The 19,040-nt window shown below is 71.6% G+C and carries 16 protein-coding genes; 6 read left to right on the top strand and 10 right to left on the bottom strand.

The window, feature by feature from the left end; translation table 11 throughout:
• The first annotated feature begins 121 nt into the window (after positions 1-121).
• Entirely contained in the window at positions 122-1,171 is a 1,050-nt protein-coding gene (locus tag ABD912_RS07765) for an NAD(P)-dependent alcohol dehydrogenase (RefSeq protein ID WP_345149803.1), read from the top strand.
• An 87-nt stretch (positions 1,172-1,258) separates the two neighbouring features.
• Here the strand turns inward: ABD912_RS07765 and ABD912_RS07770 are convergent, their stop codons facing one another.
• A complete protein-coding gene (locus tag ABD912_RS07770) occupies positions 1,259-1,519 on the bottom strand; it encodes a hypothetical protein (protein WP_345149804.1) in 261 nt (86 codons plus the stop codon).
• A gap of 67 nt (positions 1,520-1,586) precedes the next feature.
• Positions 1,587-2,636 (bottom strand): NAD-dependent epimerase/dehydratase family protein, encoded by a 1,050-nt coding sequence (locus ABD912_RS07775; RefSeq protein WP_345149805.1) that lies wholly within the window; start codon positions 2,634-2,636, stop codon positions 1,587-1,589.
• Between the two features lie 136 nt (positions 2,637-2,772).
• Between ABD912_RS07775 and ABD912_RS07780 the strand changes: the two genes are divergently transcribed.
• Positions 2,773-3,213 (top strand): LexA family protein, encoded by a 441-nt coding sequence (locus ABD912_RS07780; RefSeq protein WP_345149806.1) that lies wholly within the window; start codon positions 2,773-2,775, stop codon positions 3,211-3,213.
• A gap of 19 nt (positions 3,214-3,232) precedes the next feature.
• Positions 3,233-4,567 carry a Y-family DNA polymerase gene (locus ABD912_RS07785; RefSeq protein ID WP_345149985.1) on the top strand — a complete coding sequence of 445 codons (1,335 nt, stop codon included), beginning with the start codon at positions 3,233-3,235 and terminating at the stop codon, positions 4,565-4,567.
• A 98-nt stretch (positions 4,568-4,665) separates the two neighbouring features.
• Here the strand turns inward: ABD912_RS07785 and ABD912_RS07790 are convergent, their stop codons facing one another.
• Positions 4,666-5,541 (bottom strand): EamA family transporter, encoded by an 876-nt coding sequence (locus tag ABD912_RS07790; protein WP_345149807.1) that lies wholly within the window; start codon positions 5,539-5,541, stop codon positions 4,666-4,668.
• Positions 5,542-5,626: 85 nt separating this feature from the next.
• Here ABD912_RS07790 and ABD912_RS07795 point away from each other — a divergent pair, with 85 nt between their 5' ends.
• The gene (locus ABD912_RS07795; protein ID WP_345149808.1) at positions 5,627-6,538 is read left to right on the top strand and encodes a LysR family transcriptional regulator; all 912 of its coding nucleotides are present in this window, start codon (positions 5,627-5,629) and stop codon (positions 6,536-6,538) included.
• Positions 6,539-6,618: 80 nt separating this feature from the next.
• On the opposite strand, the gene ABD912_RS07800 is transcribed toward ABD912_RS07795, so the two are convergent.
• Both ABD912_RS07800 and ABD912_RS07805 read right to left on the bottom strand, forming a co-directional pair.
• Complete coding sequence (locus ABD912_RS07800) at positions 6,619-8,238, bottom strand: amidohydrolase (protein ID WP_345149809.1); 1,620 nt, start codon at positions 8,236-8,238, stop codon at positions 6,619-6,621.
• On the bottom strand, positions 8,225-9,676 hold the full coding sequence (locus tag ABD912_RS07805) for an APC family permease (RefSeq protein WP_345149810.1): 1,452 nt from the start codon (positions 9,674-9,676) through the stop codon (positions 8,225-8,227). Before ABD912_RS07805 ends, ABD912_RS07800 begins: the two co-directional genes overlap by 14 nt.
• Positions 9,677-9,826: 150 nt before the next feature.
• Between ABD912_RS07805 and ABD912_RS07810 the strand changes: the two genes are divergently transcribed.
• The gene (locus ABD912_RS07810; protein WP_345149811.1) at positions 9,827-10,486 is read left to right on the top strand and encodes a TetR/AcrR family transcriptional regulator; all 660 of its coding nucleotides are present in this window, start codon (positions 9,827-9,829) and stop codon (positions 10,484-10,486) included.
• A gap of 131 nt (positions 10,487-10,617) precedes the next feature.
• Here the strand turns inward: ABD912_RS07810 and ABD912_RS07815 are convergent, their stop codons facing one another.
• The 3 genes from ABD912_RS07815 to ABD912_RS07825 are packed head-to-tail and all read right to left on the bottom strand — an operon-like array spanning position 10,618 to position 13,260.
• Positions 10,618-11,808, bottom strand: coding sequence for an acetyl-CoA acetyltransferase (locus tag ABD912_RS07815; protein WP_345149812.1), 1,191 nt, complete (start codon positions 11,806-11,808; stop codon positions 10,618-10,620).
• On the bottom strand, positions 11,805-12,512 hold the full coding sequence (locus ABD912_RS07820; RefSeq protein WP_345149813.1) for a 3-oxoacid CoA-transferase subunit B: 708 nt from the start codon (positions 12,510-12,512) through the stop codon (positions 11,805-11,807). The genes ABD912_RS07815 and ABD912_RS07820 overlap by 4 nt, the downstream gene beginning before the upstream one ends.
• 31 nt (positions 12,513-12,543) lie before the next feature.
• Positions 12,544-13,260 (bottom strand): CoA transferase subunit A, encoded by a 717-nt coding sequence (locus ABD912_RS07825; protein WP_345149814.1) that lies wholly within the window; start codon positions 13,258-13,260, stop codon positions 12,544-12,546.
• Between the two features lie 202 nt (positions 13,261-13,462).
• Between ABD912_RS07825 and ABD912_RS07830 the strand changes: the two genes are divergently transcribed.
• On the top strand, positions 13,463-14,275 hold the full coding sequence (locus ABD912_RS07830) for an IclR family transcriptional regulator (RefSeq protein ID WP_345149817.1): 813 nt from the start codon (positions 13,463-13,465) through the stop codon (positions 14,273-14,275).
• Between the two features lie 11 nt (positions 14,276-14,286).
• Here ABD912_RS07830 and ABD912_RS07835 read toward each other — a convergent pair whose 3' ends face one another.
• Together ABD912_RS07835 and ABD912_RS07840 are read right to left on the bottom strand one after the other, a co-directional pair.
• Entirely contained in the window at positions 14,287-15,507 is a 1,221-nt protein-coding gene (locus tag ABD912_RS07835) for an MFS transporter (RefSeq protein ID WP_345149819.1), read from the bottom strand.
• A 153-nt stretch (positions 15,508-15,660) separates the two neighbouring features.
• Complete coding sequence (locus ABD912_RS07840) at positions 15,661-19,017, bottom strand: S8 family serine peptidase (protein ID WP_345149820.1); 3,357 nt, start codon at positions 19,015-19,017, stop codon at positions 15,661-15,663.
• Between the last annotated feature and the right edge of the window lie 23 nt (positions 19,018-19,040).

Below are 19,040 nucleotides of genomic sequence, written 5' to 3' on the forward strand. Positions count from 1 at the left end.
AAGGGCCCGAGTGGCCCGCGCCACCTCCCAATAGCTTCAATCTCACACCAAATTGATGCAATTGCATATATATGCGGACGTAGGCTGAAACCGTAAGCGATACCCCAGGAAAGTAGGCGTAATGCGTGCGGTTGTTTTCGAGAACTACAAGACCTTCCCCGTCCTCAAGGACGTGGAGAAGCCGAAACCCGGTCCCGGCGAGGTCCTCCTGAAGGTGGCCGGCGCCGGTGCCTGCCACTCGGACGTGGCGGTCTACAACGAGTTCGACGCCAGCACCCCCGGCGCCGTTCCGCCGTCGTTCGTCCTGGGCCATGAGAACTCCGGGTGGGTCGAGGAACTGGGCGAGGGTGTGACCGGCTTCGAGATCGGGGACGCCTACCTGGTCTACGGTCCCGTCGGCTGCGGCCACTGCGCCGCCTGCTCCCGGGGCCAGGACACCTACTGCGAGAACGCCGCGACCAACCCGTACCTGGGCATCGGCCTGGGCCGCGACGGCGGCATGGCCGAGTACCTCGTGGTTCCGGCCCGCAACCTGGTGCCGCTCGGCGACGCCGACCCGGTGGCCGCCGCGCCGCTCTCCGACGCCGCGCTGACCCCCTACCACGCCATCAAGCTGTCCCTGCCGAACCTGGCCGGCGGCGGAAAGTTCGCCCTCGTCGTCGGGCTCGGCGGCCTCGGCCAGATCGCCGTGCAGATCCTCAAGGCGCTCACCGGAGCCACCGTCATCGCCACGGACATGAAGGAAGAGGCCATGGCCAAGGCCGCCGCCCACGGCGCCATCACCGTCCCCGGCGGCCCGGACCAGGCCGCCCGGATCCGCGAGATCACCGGCGGGCGCGGCGTGGACGCGGCCTTCGACTTCGTGGGCGCCGCCCCGACCATCAAGACCGCGGCCGCGTCCATGGCCATCGGGTCCCGCCTGACCGTTGTGGGCATCGCCAACGGCCTGTACGAATGGTCCTTCTTCGGCACCCCCTACGAATCCACCATCACCAACACCTACTGGGGCACCATCGAGGACCTGCATGAGGTCGCCGCCATGTACCGGGCGGGGCAGATCGTGCCGGAGATCGAACGCTTCGGCATGGAGGACGCGCTCGAGGCCTACCGCCGCCTCGAGGCCGGCGAGCTCTCCGGCCGCGCCGTCGTCGTTCCGCACGGAGCCCAGTAGAGGCCCCGGGAACTTCCGGCACGACGGCGGGTGCCTCCTTCGGCGGAAGGAGGCACCCGCCGTCGTTGGTTGCCGGTGAACCCCGCCCTAGTCCGGGAAAGGGACGTTGGGGACGTCGGGCTTGCCGTCGTGGTCCTTGTCGCCGTAGGCCCTCATGGCGAGGTCGTCGGCGAGCTTCTCATCGCCCCGGATCGGAACGACCCCCTCGTCGACTTCGCCCTTGTGGCTCTTGCGGTGCTTTTTCGGCGTCGCCTTGCCCTCGTGCGGTGCATCGCCCTCGAACGGCGCATCACCCTCGTGCGGTGCCTTGCCCTCGTGCGAGCCGCTGCCCTTGTTCCTGATGCCCATGAAACGACGGTACGCGCCTTCGGCGCGCGGTTGAAGGGGCAATTTCGGCGGGAACCGCGGGCCGCTCCTACGCTTCGTCCCCGTCCGGATGCAGCGGCGGCGAGGCTTCCACGCCGCGCCCCTCGCCCAGTCCCGTCACCACGTCGCGCAGGGCCTCGAGGGAACTTTTCCGGGGTGCCCACCCCAGCTCCTCACGGGCGCGGGTGGTGTCCATCAGGGGTGCCCCGGCGGCCATGTCCACCCATCCGGGGTCCGCGGCGAGCAGCCGCAACCGCCACGCGGCCGCGACGGCGCCGCGGACCAGTCCCGTCGGCAGCGGCAGCCAGCGCCTGGCCCCGAACAGGGAAGCCACCGCATCGGGGCCCAGCACCGGCTCCCCGGCAACGTTGAAGGCCCCCACGGCGCCGCGATCCAACACCCGCCAGTAGGCCTCGGCCACGTCCTGGGCATGCGCGGCCTGGAAGACGAAGGCCTTCGGGTACGGCAGCAGGGGAAGGCGCAGCCGGTGCACCCCACCCACCGGCAGCCACGGCCCAACGAAGAACCGGCGGACCTCGCTGCCCGCCCGGGCCTGGAAGATCAGGGAGGGCCGCAGCCGCGCGACCTTCACCTCGGGGTGCTGCGCGGCGAAGCGGTCCAGCAGCGACTCCTGCTCGCCCTTGAAGCGGCTGTAGGACGAACTCGGGATCCCGTCGGCGGGCCAGGACTCGTCCACCCGCCGGTCCTTGGGCCGGGCCCGGTAGGCCCCGACGCTGGAAGCGCAGACCACGTGCCCGACGCCGGCCCGGGCCGCCGCCTCCAGCACGGCCGCGGTGCCGTCCACGTTGATGCGCCGCATCGCGTCCTCGTCGTGGCTGGGCTGGACCACCCAGGCCAGGTGCACCACGGCGTCGCACCCGGCGAACGCCTCCGCGAGCCGGTCCGCGGCATCCCCGGCGGAGACGTCCACCGCGTGCCAGTCGGCGGCGTCGTAGGGTTCGGCCGAGGAATCGGGGAGGCGGCGCGCCACGCCGACCACCTCCAGGCCCCCGGGATATCCGTCCCGCTGGGCCGTGCGGATCCTGTGGAGCAGGGCGGTTCCCATGTTGCCGGTGGCCCCGACGATGGCGATGCGCATGGCTTAGAAGGTACGCGCCCGCGGCACCCGAATGAAGGGCGCGGCGCGGGGACGGGAAGCCGGCCGGCGCCACGGGCCCCGGGCACGGCGCCCCGCAAAGGGGCCCTGGCTAGAAAATGTGTTCTATGGTGGCGGCATGATCTTCCATGCCGATCCGCCCGCCGGTCCCGCCGGGCCAGCATCCGGTGGGGGCGGCCCCGCCCGGAACGAGGCGCGCGGATTCCCTTCCCCGGCGCAGGACTACTTCCACGGCGGGATCGACCTGAACCGCCACCTGATCCGCGACCGCACCTGCACGTTCCTCATGCGCGTGGAGGGGAACGCCATGGCCGCGGCCGGCATCGCCGACGGCGACGAGATCATCGTGGACAGGTCCTTGACGCCGCGCGACGGTTCCGTCGTGGTGGCCGTGCACGACGGCGAACTCACCGTCCGGCGCCTGCGCTCCACTCCGCGCGGGGTCTCCCTGGTGGCGGAGGGCGGCGCGTCGCAGGCGGACGAACCCGCCGTCGAGGTGGCGGAACTGGCGGAGCTGGAGGTGTGGGGCGTGGTCACCCGCTGCCTGCACCATGTTTGAGACGCACGTGTCTGAAGCGATGGGGTCTGAGGCGAACGCCTCTGGGGCGGCCGACGGTCCCGCGCTCGCCGCGGGGGAGCGGATCGCGCTGGTGGACGTGAACAACTTCTACGTCTCCTGCGAGCGGGTCTTCGACCCGCGGCTGGAAGGCCGGCCCGTCGTCGTGCTCTCCAACAACGACGGCTGCGTGGTCTCCCGCTCGGAGGAGGCCAAACGGCTGGGGATCAAGACCGGCGCGCCGTGGTTCCAGCTGGCGCCGCAGGCGCAGCGCTGGGGGCTGGTGGCGCGCTCGAGCAACTACGAGCTGTACGGGGACATGAGCGCCCGGGTGATGGAGGTGCTGGGCCGGTTCGGGACCTGGCAGGAGGTGTACTCGATCGACGAGTCGTTCCTGGGCGTGGCCGGCGACGAGGCGCGGCTGCGCACCGAAGGCGGACGCATCCGGGACGCCGTGCGGCGGCTGGTGGGGGTGCCGGTGTGCGTGGGGATCGCCCCGACCAAGACGCTTGCGAAGTTCGCCAACCACATCGCCAAGCGCAACCCGGGCATGGACGGGGTGTGTTCGCTGGGATCCCTGCCGCGCGGGGAGGCGGAGCGGATCCAGTCCCGCGTCCCGGTCACCGGGCTCTGGGGCGTGGGGCCCCGGACGGGCAAGCGCCTGAACGCGCTGGGCATCGAGACCGTGGCGGACCTGCGGGCGGCCGACCCGCTCGCGATCCGCAAGAGGTTCTCGGTGGTGCTGCAGCGGACCGTGCTGGAGCTAAACGGGACGCCGTGCATTCCGCACGCGGAGGAACGGGCGGACAAGCAGCAGGTCATGTTTTCCCGCTCCTTCGCGGTGCCGGTGTCCACGCTGGAGGAGATGGACCAGGTGATGGCGGTGTACGCGCAGAAGGGCGCGGCCCGGCTGGCGGCCGAGGGAATGCGCGCCGCGGTGGTGTCCGTCTCGGCCGGGACCAGCCGGTTCTCCGCCGGGGTGGAGTCCGCGCCGGCCGCCTCCGTGGCCCTGCCGTCGCCCACGCAGGACCCGATCGTGCTGACCCGGGCCGCGGTCGGTGCCATGCGCGGGCGCATGGTGCCCGGGGTGCCGTACGTGCGCGCCGGCGTGCTGTTCTCGGGGCTCTCGCGCGCCGATGCGGCCGGGGAGCAGGCGATGCTGGAGCCCTTCGCCGAGGAGCGGAACGAATCCGGGATCGCGGACGTGCTGGGGGCGGTGCGGGCCAAGTTCGGGGAGGCCGCGATCGGGCTGGGGCAGGGAGGGCTGGCCGAGCCGGCGGCGTGGACCATGAAGCGCGAGTTCTCCTCGCCGCGGTACACCACCGAGTGGGCCGACCTGCCGGTGGCGCGGGCGTAGGCGGCGTCCCCAACGCGTGCTCGATTCATGCGGGAATGGGGTGGCCAAACCCGCACGAATCGAGCACGCGTTGCTTGCGCGGAACGCGCACGGATGCCTCACCCGTGGCTGGCGTCCCCATTGCCGCCGCGGAGGCGCAGGGCCGCCACGTTGGCGCCGGCAATGAGGGCGATGCCGGCCACTTGGACCGGGTGGAGGGTTTCGTGGAGGGCCAGGACGCCGATCGTGGCCGCGAACACCGGATTGACGCTCATCAGGATCCCGAACAGGTTGGCCGGGACCCGGCGCAGCACCAGCAGGTCCGCGGTGTAGGGGACAACGGTGGCCAGGATTCCAGCGCCCAGCGCGTAGAGCAGGGTGGGGACATCGGGGCGCTGGGTGGCGAACACGATCAGTGCGGCGGGCAGGAAGAGGGTGGCCGAGACTCCGGCGGCCGCGGCGGTGCCCTGGACACCGGGGATGCGCGCCCCCACCGTCTTGTTGAGCAGGATGTAGGCGGCCCAGCAACCTGCCGCCGTCAGGGCCAGCATGATGCCGAGGTAGTCGGTCGAGGGCCCGGGCTGGGTGATGGCCAGGACTCCGGCCGCGGCGGGAAGGGCGCATGCCTTGCCCGCCCAGCGGCGGGCGCCGATGATGGCCACGGCCAGCGGACCGAGGAATTCCAGGGTCATGGCGAGCCCGAGCCCGATGCGTTCCACCGCCGCGTACAGGCTCAGGTTCATGGTTCCGAACACGAGTGCCAGCAGCAGCACCGGCCACCACTGGTGCCGGGTGAAGGTGCGCAGGCGCGGGCGGACCACCGGGAGGAGGACGGCCGCGGCGATGAGCTGGCGCACCGCGACGACCCCGACGGGGCCGAGCACCGGGAACGCCAGGGAACCGCTGGCCGCTCCCAGCTGGTTGGACAGGGCGCTGCCCACCAGCGCGGCGACGCGGGCGGACCGTCCGCGGGGGGTGGGTTCTTTCGGGTCCATGAGCCGAGTGTGGGACGTCCGGATCAATTCGCATAATGCATGGACAGCGGTGTTGATGCGTCCAGCGTATGAATAGACTCGTGTCGTGGACGTCGAGCTTCGTCATCTTCGCTGCCTGGTCGCCGTCGTCGAGACCGGGAGCTTCACCGACGCCGGGATCGAACTGGGCATCTCCCAGGCCGCGGTCTCCCGGGGCGTGGCCGCCCTCGAGCGTGCCCTGGGCGTGCGGCTCCTGCATCGGACGACCCGCAGCGTCGAGCCCACCCCCGCGGGGGAGCGGGCCCTCCGCAAGGCGCGCCGTGTGCTGTCGATCGTCGCGGACCTCCAACGGGAGGCCTCCGACGACGGCGGCACGGTCCGGATCGGGTACGCCTGGTCCGCCCTGGGCAAGCACACCCAGGAACTGCAGCGCCGGTGGGCATCCGTTTTCCCGCACAGCGAGCTGCGGCTGGTCAAGACCAACACACCCACGGCCGGGCTGGCCGAGGGAACCAGCGACTTCGCGATCCTGCGGCGGGTTCCCGACACCTCGATCCTGGACGTCGTGCTCATCGGACACGAGAGGCGCTACTGCGCGATGGCCTCCGTCGATCCGCTGGCCCGGCGGCGGACCGTCTCGCTGGCGCAGGTGGCCGACTCGCCGCTGGCCATCGACCTGAGGACCGGCAGCACGCGGCTGGACCTCTGGCCGGAGGATGCGCGCCCCCGCAGGACCATACCCATCGAGGACGTCGACGACTGGCTCACCGTCATCGCAACCGGCACGGCCCGCGGCGTCACGGCCGAATCCACGGCCTACCAGTACCGCCGTCCCGGTCTCGTCTACCGGCCGGTGCGCGATGCCCCGCCGCTGCCCGTCTACGCCGCATGGTCCAAGGCCGATCCGCCCCCGGCACGCCAGGACGTCGTCGAACTCCTCGCCGGCTTCTACCGCCCGCCGTCCCCGCACGGTAACCGGCCGGAATCCGCCGGACCGCTGGGCCAGCCGGTGCAGTAAAGGCGGGCTCCCATAAGGCAGGACGACGACGGCGCGCGGCGCGCGGCGCCGTCGTCGTCCTCGTTTCCGGGAGCGGCGGGTCAGCAGCCTACGAGGGAATGCTCCAGGGCGCCATCGACGAACGTGGCCAGCACGGCCGTCGCCGCCAGCTCGGCCGGGCTGGAGGCGAGCGGATCCGCGGCCAGCACGGTGAGGTTGGCCCGGTTCCCCAACGCGATCGAGCCGTGGTCGGGCAGGCCCGCCGCCTTGGCGGCGTGGGTCGTGTACCCCTCCAGTGCCATGAGGGCGGTCAGCCCCTGCTCCGGGTTGATCGGCTGCGCCCCGGGACGGTCCACCCGATGGCGGAGCTGCGCGTCGGCCATGATCGCGCGCGGGTCGTAGGGAGCGATGGGCCAGTCCGAGCCCAACGCGACCGTGACGCCGGCCTCCCGCAGGTCGCGGCAGCGCCACCCGCGGTCGGCGCGGTCCTCCCCGAGCCGGGAGGACCAGTTGTCCGAGCGGTCGGCGTGGACGAAGTGCGTGCAGTGGGTCGGCTGCATGCTGGCCGCCACCCCGATCCGGGCCATCTCCTGGATAAGGGCGTCGGGCAGCGTCTCGAGGTGCTCAATGCGGTGGATCGACCGCGCCGCCTCGGGGACCTGGGCCAGCGTGCGCAGCACGTGGGCGATCGCGGCGTCCCCAATGGCGTGGGTGGCGGTGGGGATGGAGCGGTCGGCGAAGTAGCGCAGCGCCTCGGAGAAGCGGGTGGCGTCGGGCCAGAACGGGTCCCGGGATTCGCCGTTGGCGTCGGGTTCGTGCAGCCAGGCCGTGCCGTTGTCGATGGTGCCGTCGATGAAGAACTTGATGCCGGTGACGGCCCAGCGCCGCCCTCCGGTCCCCACCAGCGATGCCAGGTTTGCCCAGTCCTCCTCAGTGGTTCCCGGCACGCACCAGGCGGCGCAGCGCAACTCCAAGGGCAGGCCCGGACCGTCCTCGACGGCGGCGAGCAGCGCGGCGGAGTCTCCGCCGAAATCCATCACCTGTCCGCCGGTGATCCCGTGCCGGGCGAACTGGGTGAGCACGTCGTGCAGGCGCGCGGCACGTTCGGCGAGCGGTTCCAGCGGCATGGCGTCCAGGGCCAGGTCCATGGCGTCCATCTCCACCAGCCAGCCGGTGGGCAGGCCGTGCGGGCCCCGTTCGATGCCGGGGACCCCGGCGAAATCCGCAGCGCCGTGGATGCCCGCGGCGGCGAGGGCGGCGCCGTTGACGACGGCGGAGTGGGCGTCGAAGAGCCGCACGAGCGCCGGGCGGTCCGCCGGGAGGCCGCCGAGGAAGCCGTTGTCGGGATTCCCGGCGCCGAACAGGGTGGGCTTCAGGCCCCACCCGCGGACCCAGGCGGGGGCCGGTGTGCGTTCTGCCTCCGAGGCGAGGAGGGCGGCGGCCTCCGCGAGGGACCCGGCGTCCGTGAGGTCCACGCCGCAGGTGATCTCGGCCCCCATGACCGGGTGGATGTGCGAGTCGATCAGCCCGGGCACGACGCAGGCGTCGCCGAAGTCGTGGACGGCGGTCCCCGGACCGGCCCACGCGGACGCGTCCGCGGGGCTACCCAGGTGGGTGATCCGGCCGCCGGTGATGCCGATCGCGGTGACGCCCTCGGTGGAGGGGGCCAGGGTGCGCACTGTGCGGGCGTGGATGATGGCGTCGGCCTTAGTTGCCGTCATTGGTGGCGATTCCTTCGTAGATGGCGGGACGGGTTTTCCTCAGGATTCGGGCGAGGGCCAGCCCGGCGGCGAAGACGGCGGGCACGACGGCGGCGATGAGGACGTTGGTGACGCCGTCGGCCGCGGTCATCAGGCCGATGTTGGCCAGCACCAGGTAGACGGCCGCGAACAGCAGCATGGTGGCGACGGCCGCGACCGGGACGACCCACCGGTTGGTGGCCGCCTCGCGGTGGCGCCGGAGGTAGACGACGGTGGCCAGCGAGACCAGCCCCTGCAGGCAGATGATGCCAAGGACGCCGGGGGTGTTCAGCCAGATCATCAGGTGCAGGTAGGGGTCGGCGCCGACGGCGGCCATGGCCAGCACGACGACGAGGGCCACGACGGTCTGCGCGAGGCCGGCGATGTGGGGCGAACGGAAGCGGGGATGCGTGCGGCCCAGGAATGCCGGCGTGAGCCCGTCCCGGGAAAGCATGTAGGTGTACCGGTTGATCGCGTTGTGGAAGGCCAACTGCATGGCGTAGAGGCTGGTCGCCAGCAATACGGCCATGGCAGCGCCGGACCAGGAGCCGACGTAGGTGTCCGCGGCGATGTAGAACAGGTCGGTGAGGTTCTCGGCCGCCAGCGACTGCACCTGGGCGGAGCCGAACGCCAGCACGGTGGTCCACGAGACGAAGGCGTAGAACAGCGCCAGGAAGCCGACGGCGATGTACGTCGCGCGCGGAATGGTGCGTTCCGGATCCCGGGCTTCCGAGCGGTAGAGGACCGTCGATTCGAACCCGACGAACGCGCCGAAGGCCAGGCCCAGCACCGCGACCAGCCCAGGGTCGGTCAGGTGCGCGGGGGAGAAGGAGGTGACGTCGATCCCGTCGGCCCCTCCTTGGGCCAGGACCGCCACCGCGACCACGGCGAGGATGAGGGTCTCGGCCACCAGCAGCACGCCGAGGACCTTGGCGCCGACGTCCACGCCCCGGTACCCGACCAGGCAGACGGCGAGGATCGCGGCGACGGCCAGGAGCGGCCACGGCACGTCCGCGCCCGTGAACCGAAGGACCAGGCCCTGCAGTTGCAGGGCGAACAGCCCGTACAGGCCGATCTGGATCAGGTTGTAGCTGACGACCGACAGGGCCGCTGTCGCCAGGCCCGCGGTGCGGCCGAGGGACTTCGTCACGTACCCGTAGAAGCCGCCCGCCGCGCGCATGTGCTTGGTCATGGCCATGAAGCCGGTGGAGAAGAGCACCAGCACCACGCCGGCCAGGAGGTATCCCAGCGGCGCGGCCGGGCCGGCGACGGCGATGGCCAGCGGGGCGATGCCCGCCATGATGGTCAGGGGGGCGGCTGCCGAGAGGACCAGGAAGACGATGCCCGGTGTCCCCAGCGCATTGCGCTTCAGGCCGGCGGCCGTCCCCCGCGCAGGGGAGATCACGTCGGTGGTTTCCATGGAATGTCCGCTTTCAGGGGGAAGGACCCAGGGGATCAGGCGTGCAGGGGAGCCATTAATCGAGAGGCTTTCGGTTTAGTATGGTGTAACCGGGATTACTCCACAAGGGGGTTCCTGACGATTTCTTTCAACAGGGGAGAGTTCACCTCGATGGGACGGCCCAAGGCACCACTGCTCAGCCGGGAGCAGGTCGTCGCGGCGGCCCTGGAGCTCGTCGACGCCGAGGGGGACTTCAGCTTCCCGAAGCTCGCCAAGAGCCTGGGGGTCAGCCAGTCCTCGATCTACCACCACGTGTCCGGGCGGGCCGAGCTGGTCGAAATGCTGCGGGGGGCGGCGTTCCGGGCCGGCGACGACTCTCCTTCCCCGAACGCCCCGTGGCACGAGAAGCTCCGGGACGCCATCCGCCTCTACCGCGCAGGCTTCGCCCAACATCCGCGGCTGGCGCCGCTACTGGCCTCCACCACCGTCGAGAACCCCCACATCCTGGGGATGTATGAAGGCATCGCGGCCGCCCTGGCCGAGGCGGGCTTCAGGGGCCCGGACATCGTGAGTGCCATCGGCCTGGTCGACAGCTTCGCCATCGGCGCCGCGCTGGACCTCTCCGCGCCCGACGTTCCGTGGAGGCCCAGCCGCGGCAGCTACCCCGCCCTGGAGGAGGCCTTGGCCCAGGCCGCCCCACCGGTGCAGCGTGCGGAGGCCGCCTTCGAATTCGGCCTGGAAACGCTGATCGCCGGGCTGCGCGCCCGCGCCCAACAGATCGAACAGGCCGGGCGGATCACGCAGAAGGCCGAGGCGGGGACGAACCCCTAGCACCGCCGGGCACGCCAAGGCCGCCCGCCGGCGGAAAACAGGCCGTAACGCAGGACGACGACGGCGCCGCGCGCCGCCGTCGTCGTCCTTGATGAGATGGGCCGGCCCGGAACGGGCGGGCTGGGGAACGGTCAGTGGGCCTCGAGCACGCTGACGTAGTTGGCCACGGCCAGCCCGCCCATGTTGTGCACCGCGGCGCGGCGGGCGCCGGGAAGCTGCATGTCCCCGGCGGTGCCGCTCAGCTGCATGGCGGCGACCACGTGCTGGGAGACGCCGGTGGCGCCGACCGGGTGGCCCTTGGCCTTGAGTCCGCCGGAGAGGTTGACGGGCAGCCTGCCGTCCCGGTACACCCAGCCCTCTTCGATGGCGCGGCGTCCCTCGCCGGGGCCGGTGAGGCCCATGACCTCGTACATGACCAGTTCGGCGATGGTGAAGCAGTCGTGGACCTCGGCGAAGTCCAGCCCGTCCAGGCCGGTGCCGGCCATGGCCAGCGCGCGCCGCCAGGCGGCCGCGCTGCCGGCGAAGGCGGTGGGGTCGCGCTTGTCCACGGGCATGAAGTCGTTGGCGTGCCCGAAGCCGGCCAGGCGGACGGCCTCCGCGGCGGCTCCGGCGCGCGGGGCCTCGGTGCTGAGCACCAGCGCGGCCGCTCCGTCGGAGACGGGGGAACAGTCGGTGCGGCGCAGCGGCTCCGCGACCACCGGGTTCTTCTCCGAGACGGTCCGGCAGAATTCCTCGCCCAGGTCCCGGCGCAGCTGAGCGTAGGGATTGGACACCCCGTTGCGGTGGTTCTTCGCCGCGATCGAGCCGAGCACGTCGCCCACGGCGCCGTAGCGCTTCTCGTAGTGCTTGGCCGTTTCGGCGAAGAGCCCGGCGAAGCCGGTGCTGGAGGCCTTCCCCGCGGCGTCGTAGTCGGCGCCGAGCAGGGCCGCCCCCACGACGTCGGCGCCCGCGTGCGTCATCTTCTCCGCGCCGATGACCAGCACGTTGCGCGCCGTGCCGGCCAGCAGGGACTTGGCTCCCTGCTGGACGGCGGCCGAGCCGGAGGCGCAGGCGTTCTCCACCCGGGTGGCCGGGACGTTGGCCAGGTCGTCGGAGATCTGCAGCGCCAGCGAGGACGGGAAGCCCAGGGCCACCATGCCGGAGTTGAACTGGCCCAGGTAGACCTCGTCGATCTGCCCCGGCTCCAGCCCGGCGTTGGCGATCGCCTCGCGCCCGACCTTCACGATCAGCGATTCGAGGGTCTCGTCGGCGAGCTTGCCGAAGGGGGTGTGCCCCCATCCGGTGAGCAGGATGTCCTTGCCGAATTGGGATTGCAGGCTCATGCGGAGGCACCTTCCAGTTCCGTGGCCAGGGTGTCGGAGACGGCGAAGTCCGCCGCCGTGTTGGCTTGGACCTCGTCCAGGCCCACGCCCGGGGCGAGCCGGACCAGCACCAGTTGGGCTTCCGGGCGCGGCGCGCCGCCTTCGTTGGGGATGCGGTCGTGGTGGATGTCGAAGACGGCGAGGTCGGTGACGATGCGGTCCACCACGCGCACCCCGGTCAGCGGCAGGGTGCACTCGGCGACGATCTTGGGGGTGCCGTCCTTGGCCACGTGCTCGGTGAGCACCACCACCCGCGGCGTGCCGGCCACCAGGTCCATGGCCCCGCCCATGCCCTTGACCATCTTGCCGGGGATGGTCCAGTTGGCCAGGTCCCCGGAGCCGGAGACCTGCATGGCGCCGAGGATGGCGACCTTGACGTGGCCGCCGCGGATCATGCCGAAGCTGGTGGCCGAGTCGAAGATGGACCCGCCCGGCAGGATGGTGACGGTCTGCTTGCCGGCGTTGATCAGGTCCGCGTCCTCCTCGCCCTCGTAGGGGAACGGGCCCATGCCGAGCAGGCCGTTCTCGCTTTGGAGCACCACGCGGACGCCGTCGGGGAGGTTGTTGGCCACCAGGGTGGGAATGCCGATGCCGAGGTTGACGTAGTCCCCGTCCTCCAGTTCGGCGGCGGCGATGGCCGCCATCTCGTCTCGTGTCCAAGCCATGGTCTTCTCCTTGCGGTTCGGGGGTCGGGGGTCAGGCGCCGACGGCGGCGGGCCGGGGGCGGACGGTGCGTTGCTCGATGTCCTTGGTCCGGCCGGTGGACTTCGCCAGCCGCTGGACGTAGACGCCGGGGGTGACGATGTGGTTCGGATCCAACGTTCCGGGCTCGACGACCACCTCGGCCTCGGCGACGGTGACGCGCCCGGCGGTGGCGACGACGGGGTTGAAGTTGCGGGCCGTGTAGCGGTAGATCAGGTTCCCGTCGGTGTCCGCGGTGTGGGCGTGGACCAGGGCCAGGTCCGCGACGATGCCGCGCTCCTGGACGTGGAGGACGCCGTCGAACTCCGCGTGCGGCTTGCCCTCGGCCACCAGGGTGCCCACCCCGGTCTTGGTGTAGAAGGCCGCGATGCCGGCGCCGCCGGCCCGTAGCCGCTCGGCCAGGGTGCCCTGCGGGGTGAACTCCACCTCGAGGGCCCCGGCGAGATACTGCTCGGCGAACAGCTTGTTCTCCCCGACGTAGGAGGCCACGACCTTGGCGACCTGGCCGTTCTCGATCAGCACCCCCAGGCCCTTGCCGTCGATGCCCATGTTGTTGGAGACGATGGTCAGGCCGGTGACCCCGGAATCGCGCACCGCGTCGATCAGGTCGGCGGGGATGCCGCTGAGGCCGAAGCCGCCGACCGCGATGGTGATGCCGTCGGTCAGTACCCCCTCGAGCGCGGCGGCGGGATCTGCCATGAGCTTGGACATGCGCTTCTCCTTGTGTCGGTGGCGGGCGGCGTCCTCGGGGAGGGGCCGCAGCGTCCGTGCGAGTCTGTCCACTAAATGGACGGCCGGATTTGAATGGACCCTATCGGCGCATTTGTCAGGGCGTCAAGGCCCTGATTGACTGGTCATCACACTGTGGACGGACGCCAGCAAGCTGTCCATATTATGGATAATGGAGCCGAATATGACGCAGAAAACGGTGCAGCACAAAACGGTCCAGGGGGCGCAGGTCGTGGGCCGGATCGCGGACCTGCTGCGCATCGTCGCCCGCGCCCCGGAGGCGGGCGCGGCGCTGCCGGAGATCGTGGCGGCGTCCGGGCTGACCCGGCCCACCGTCTACCGGCTGCTGGCCTCGCTCGCGGCGGAGGGTCTGCTGGACCACGACGGCGCCACCAACACCTGGCACCTGGGCCCCGAGCTCTACGTCATGGGCGCGGTGGCGGCGAACCGGTACGCGATCGAGGACATCGCCCGCCCCAGCCTGCGGCGGCTGGCCGACGAAACGGGGGAGAGCGCCTTCCTGTCCATCCGGCGCGGCGACGAAACGGTGTGCCTGATGCGGGTTGAGGGCAGCTTCCCGGTCCGGTCCTTCGTCCTGCACGAGGGCGTGCGGTTCCCGCTCGGGGTCGCGTCGGCGGGGCTGGCGATCCTGGCCTTCCTCCCGGACGCCGAGGTGGACCGCATCCTGAACGACGACGGCGCGCGCACCGCCCGCTTCGGTCCCGGCCACAGCCCCGAGTCGATCCGGGCCAACCTGCGCGCCATCAGGGAGGTGGGGTACGCGGTGAACCCCGGACTGGTCCTCGAAGGCAGCTGGGGCATGGGCGCGGCGGTGTTCGACCGCAAGGGCGAACCGGCCTGGGCCCTGTCCCTGACCGGAATCGAGTCCCGCTTCCGCCCCGAGCGGCAGGAGGCGTTGGGGCGCCTGCTGCTCGAGGAGGCGCACCGGATCACCCGGGAACTGCGGGACGGGCCCGGCCGGCGCCGCGATTCCTAGCTGGCCGTATGTCAGCGCTGGGCGATCTTCAGCCCCAGCCGCCGCTCGCTCAGCAGCAGCGCCAACAGGATGCCCACGGCCGCGAAGCCGCAGGTCATCCACCAGGTGGCACCCCAGCCGCCGGTCGCGGTGGCCAGCGCTGCGGCGATCGCCGGGCCGGTGAAGTTGCCGACGTTGAAGATCTGCTGCATCAGCCCCATCACGGCCGGGGCCGAGCCGCCCTCCGGGGCCAGGTCCACGGCCAGCCTGACCAGTGTCGTGGGGATGGCGGCGCCGGTCATGGAGAACAGCGCCACGGCGGCGAACTGGAACGCGGCCCCGCCCGGCACCTGCTGCCACGGCACCGCGAAGGTCAGCAGCGACGTCGTGCCCATGGACACGAAGGCGCCGATCAGCAGCACCCGGGCCGGGACCCCGCGCTGCATCAGGGGAGCGGTGAGGATCGCGCCCACGGCGTTCAGCCCGCCCACGACGGCGGAGAGCACGCCGGGCCAGATGCCGGTGACCCCGTTGGCCTGGTAGACCGTGGGGAGGAAGCCCACCACGGCCATCCACTGGACCGTGTAGCAGGCGAACACCGTGCCGGCGATCCACGGGTTGGGGGAGCGCACCGTGATGGCGATGCGGCGGGCAGCCGCCCGGCCGCGGCCGGTGCCGGGCCGCGGCGGGGCGTCCGGGGGCACGTGCCGCAGCACCAGCGGGATCGGCAGCAGGGACACCGCCGCCATCACCAGCCACCAGGTCTCCCAGGAAACCACCTGCAGCGCCAGGGCGGTGGCCACCAGGCCCACGAACGTTGCGATGCCCTGGTAGGCGCTCCACACGCCCACCGCCAGGTTGAGCCGGCGCAGCGGGGTATGCGTCCGGATCAGGCCCGGCGCCAGCACGGTGACCAGCAGGAACCCGGCACCCTCAAGGACGCGGGAGGCCATCAGGACGCCGGCCGTGGCCGAAAGGCCGCCGGCCAGCGAACCGGTGAACAGCAGGGCCAGGCCGGACAGCAGGCAGCGGCGCGCCCCCGCCAGTTCGGACAGCAGGGACACCGCCAGCCCGGCCAGCATGCCGGCCACCTGCACCATCCCCAACAGCAGGCCCGCGGCCACCAGGCTCAGCCCGAGGTCGGCCTGGATGGCGGGGAGGGCGGCGGGCAGCTTCCAGATGTGCAGGGCCGCGACCACGCCGGCGAACACCACGGTTGCCCAGGCGGCGTCCTGGTGGCGCGTCGGTTCCATGGTCCTCCCTCGTTTCATTCGGTATGCCGGTCTCATTCGGTCTGCCGGTGCAATTCGGCATGTCAGCACCCAGCATCTCCCGCGCGCAGCGGCGGCGGCATCCCGGGTGGGATGCCGCCGCGTGCTGGACCTAACTACGCTGGTGGGCTAGGACTAGTCCCGGCCCTTGCCGGGCCTGTCCTTCTTGGCGACCTTGAGCGTCAGGACCTCGGCCTTGCCGCCGTCCGCGTTCTTCTTGCCGCTGAGGGTTCCCGTGGCGTTGTGGTAGTGCAGGAACAGTGCCTTGGCCTTGGTCTCGCCCGCCGCCCGGTGGGCGGTGAGGGTCTGGCGCGGCAGGTCGGCGAAGACGGTTCCGGTGCCCGAGCCTTCGAACCACAGGTCCGGGGTGATCGCGTTGTAGTCGATCCATCCGGTGGAATCGACCGCGACCAGGTTCCCGTCGGCGTCGCGGTTGAAGTAGCTGTAGGTGCTCACCCGGTAGCTGATGGGCGCGCTGGACTTGCCCGCCAGGCCCAGTGTCCCGAGGGACACCGGCAGCGAAACCACGTTGGTGTCGAACGTGTTCGTGTCCACGTCGCCCGCCTGGCTGTTGGTCGGCCACAGCTCGAGCTGCTGGTTGGTCGCCAGATCCTTCGTGACGGCCACATCCAGGTCCGCGTCCCCGTACGGGGAGCTGAACGTCAGGAAATCGGCCTGCCCGTCGCCGTTGGTGTCGATCTCCACGTCGATCTCGGTGGTCCCGGCCAGGTGCGCCCAGTTGCCCCAGGTGCTGACGCCGAAGTTCAGCGTGCCGTTGGCCGCTCCGACCACGGGCGCGTCGGTGGCGGCGCCCACGTACTGCAGGTCCATTTCGCGGCCGCCGGCGACGGCGTCGAGCTGCCGGCCCTGGCGGGCGCTGGAAGCGCCGAGCTCGAACGCGGAAACCAGCGACAGGTACCGCGCATCGCCGGTGCCCTGGTTGAGGGCGCGGCCGGAGAGCGTCACCGTCGATTCGGTGCCGTTCGCGGTGAAGGAGATCTTCTTGCCGGCGCTCATCGCGGAGGTCGGCTTAGGGGCCGCATGCACGGGCACGCGCAGTTCGGGCACCCCGGCAGCGGTCAGCTTGAGGCGTCCGGAGGCTTCCGCCGCCCACTGGCGGGGGACCCCACCCTGGTAGCGCTCGCTGGCGCTGGGAAGCGTCTTGGCCATCTTCGCCGGATCGACGGTCAGGGTCACCTTGACCTTCGCCGTGCCGTTGGCGGGCACCTTCACGCTGGACCGGTCCAGGGTGTACGTCGCGCCGGGCAGTTCGACGGCGGGAGCGTACGCGACGGCGTAGGTGCGGGCCGTGCTGGTCAGGTTCCGCACGGTGACCCATTGGGCCTCGGTGTGCCTGGAGGTGGCGAGTTCGTCCACGCCGAAGGACAGGGACACCAGGTCCGGCGCGTCGGTCGCGTAGGCGATGGCCGGCGTCGCAAGGGCCGCGGAGCCCACCGTGCGCCCGGTACCGACGCTGGCGGGCCCGTACACGTCGCCGCCGGCGTCCGTGACGTCGGCGGAGGCGGTGTTCATGACGATCGCCTTGATTTCCAGCGGGGTGCGGGTGCCGGAGGCGGCCACCAGGGCGGCCAGGCCCGCGGTGTGCGGGGAGGCCATCGAGGTGCCGGTCTTGGCGGTGGCGCCGGTGCCGGTGCCGACCGCCGCGGAACCGATGCTGGTGCCCGGGGCCGCGACGTCGGGCTTCACGACGCCCTCGGAACCGTGCACGCCGCGGGAGGATCCGGTGTTCAGGACGTCCTGGCTGCCGGTGTCGCCGGCAGCGGTGGCGATCAGGCCGGCGGAGAGGTTCACCTGCAGGGTGCCGGCCTCGGCGGCCGGGCGCAGGGCGTCGGAGGAGGGCTTGTTCAGCTGCACGCCGGGGATTGCCGTGTTGCCGCCGATGCCGCCGTCGAAGACTAGGCGCGGGGAGTCGAGCACAACGCCGAGCGCGCCTGCCGCGGCCGCGTTGTTGAAGCGGGCTCCGGAGCCGCAGGGGAAGGAGCCGTTCTCCTCCCACTGCAGCCAGACCCACTTGCCCTCCAGCGAGCCGGGTGCAAAGGCGGTGCAGCCGTACTTGTTGGCCTCGGGTGCCTTGATGACGGTGCCGGTGAGGGCGTCCGCGTCCGCGCCGGAGTAGTCGTAGTTCACCGTGTACTGTCCGGCCGCGGTGCCCGCGTTCGCGGCCGGGGCCAGGACCTTGACGGCGTCCAGGGTGATCTGGGAGCCGATGGTGTTGGCGACGGTCAGTGCGGAGGCCGCGTTGCCCGGGCTGCCGCCGACGTCGGTGACGTCCCCGGCGTTGCCGGCGGCGACGACGGAGAGCACGCCCTGCCGGGTGAGCGCATTGACGATCGCGTTCTCCGGATCGTCCACGGGGGAGTGGTCCCCGCCGAGGGACATGTTCACTATCTGCGCGCGGTCGGAGAAGTCGCCGTCGCCGTTGGGGTCCAGTACGCGGTCCAGCGCCTGGCCGGTGACCTCGGTGGCGCCGCTGCAGCCGAAGATGCGCAGGCCAACGACGCTGGCGGCGGGGGCGGTGCCCGGGCCCACCTTCAACGCGGCCACCTGCGCGGTGGTGAGGGTGGCGTGGTCGCCGGTGAAGGTGGTGCCGTCGGCGTTGACGCCGTACCCGGCGGCGGTCCCCGCCACGTGGGTGCCGTGCCCGTTGGTGTTGCCGGTGTTGCAGTCCAGCGGGTTGGAGTCCGGATGCGGAACCGGCTGGTAGGCGGGGTCGGTGGCGTCGGCGTTGTAGCTGTCGCCGACCAGGTCCCAGCCGCCCTTGAACTTCGCCGGGTCGTAGAGGCCGGAGGAGGCGGCCGGCAGCGACACGGAGTCCTTGGCCTCACGGTAGGCGGCGGTGGTGCCCGGTCCGCCGAAGGTGGCGTGCGTGTAGTCGACGCCGGTGTCCAGCACCGCGATGGTCACGCCCTTGCCGGTGACCCCGAGCGAGACCCAGGAGGACAGCGCGGCGGTGTCGATGACGGCGCCCAAGTTGTCCGGGGACTTCGGGATGATCGCGGAGACGGAGACGACGTCGGTGCGCTCGGCCAGTTCGCGCAGCCGGTCGGCCTCGCCGCGCAAGGCCACGCCGGGGACGGTGTTGGTGGTGGTGTAGATGACTTCGGCATCGGCCTCCTGGGCGGCGGACTTGCCCTGGGCGGCGATGTCCGCGCGGATCCGCTTGACCTTGGCGGTGTCCTTGACCGGCTTGGAACGGCCTTCGCGGACCGCCTCGGTCTGCGTCTGCTCGAACGCGCCCTCGCCGTCGAACTGCACGAACACGCTCACCTCCCCGCTGGCGGTGGAGAGGGGGGCAGAGACCTTCCCTCCGGCGAGGGAGGAGCCCTTTAGCGCCTGGGCGGCGTTGCCGGGGGTGGGATCGGGGTCCAGCGGGGCTGCGGTGGAGGGGAGGGCCATGGAAACGGCGAGGGCGAGGCCCGACGCGGCTGCCACGACCGCCCGCGCCAGGCGGGGACGGTGCGAGGTGGACATGAGACTCCTAGGGATTCCTGCTG

Origin of the sequence: Arthrobacter ginkgonis, assembly GCF_039540195.1 — a bacterium.
Taxonomy (GTDB): domain Bacteria; phylum Actinomycetota; class Actinomycetes; order Actinomycetales; family Micrococcaceae; genus Zafaria; species Zafaria ginkgonis.

Bases quoted from the DNA above. Each gene is read 5' to 3' on its own strand.
- ABD912_RS07765 (WP_345149803.1), top strand. From the start codon at position 122: ATGCGTGCGGTTGTTTTCGAGAACTACAAGACCTTCCCCGTCCTCAAG.
- ABD912_RS07770 (WP_345149804.1), bottom strand. From the start codon at position 1,519: ATGGGCATCAGGAACAAGGGCAGCGGCTCGCACGAGGGCAAGGCACCG.
- ABD912_RS07775 (WP_345149805.1), bottom strand. From the start codon at position 2,636: ATGCGCATCGCCATCGTCGGGGCCACCGGCAACATGGGAACCGCCCTG.
- ABD912_RS07780 (WP_345149806.1), top strand. From the start codon at position 2,773: ATGATCTTCCATGCCGATCCGCCCGCCGGTCCCGCCGGGCCAGCATCC.
- ABD912_RS07785 (WP_345149985.1), top strand. From the start codon at position 3,233: ATGGGGTCTGAGGCGAACGCCTCTGGGGCGGCCGACGGTCCCGCGCTC.
- ABD912_RS07790 (WP_345149807.1), bottom strand. From the start codon at position 5,541: ATGGACCCGAAAGAACCCACCCCCCGCGGACGGTCCGCCCGCGTCGCC.
- ABD912_RS07800 (WP_345149809.1), bottom strand. From the start codon at position 8,238: ATGACGGCAACTAAGGCCGACGCCATCATCCACGCCCGCACAGTGCGC.
- ABD912_RS07805 (WP_345149810.1), bottom strand. From the start codon at position 9,676: ATGGAAACCACCGACGTGATCTCCCCTGCGCGGGGGACGGCCGCCGGC.
- ABD912_RS07810 (WP_345149811.1), top strand. From the start codon at position 9,827: ATGGGACGGCCCAAGGCACCACTGCTCAGCCGGGAGCAGGTCGTCGCG.
- ABD912_RS07815 (WP_345149812.1), bottom strand. From the start codon at position 11,808: ATGAGCCTGCAATCCCAATTCGGCAAGGACATCCTGCTCACCGGATGG.
- ABD912_RS07820 (WP_345149813.1), bottom strand. From the start codon at position 12,512: ATGGCTTGGACACGAGACGAGATGGCGGCCATCGCCGCCGCCGAACTG.
- ABD912_RS07825 (WP_345149814.1), bottom strand. From the start codon at position 13,260: ATGTCCAAGCTCATGGCAGATCCCGCCGCCGCGCTCGAGGGGGTACTG.
- ABD912_RS07830 (WP_345149817.1), top strand. From the start codon at position 13,463: ATGACGCAGAAAACGGTGCAGCACAAAACGGTCCAGGGGGCGCAGGTC.
- ABD912_RS07835 (WP_345149819.1), bottom strand. From the start codon at position 15,507: ATGGAACCGACGCGCCACCAGGACGCCGCCTGGGCAACCGTGGTGTTC.
- ABD912_RS07840 (WP_345149820.1), bottom strand. From the start codon at position 19,017: ATGTCCACCTCGCACCGTCCCCGCCTGGCGCGGGCGGTCGTGGCAGCC.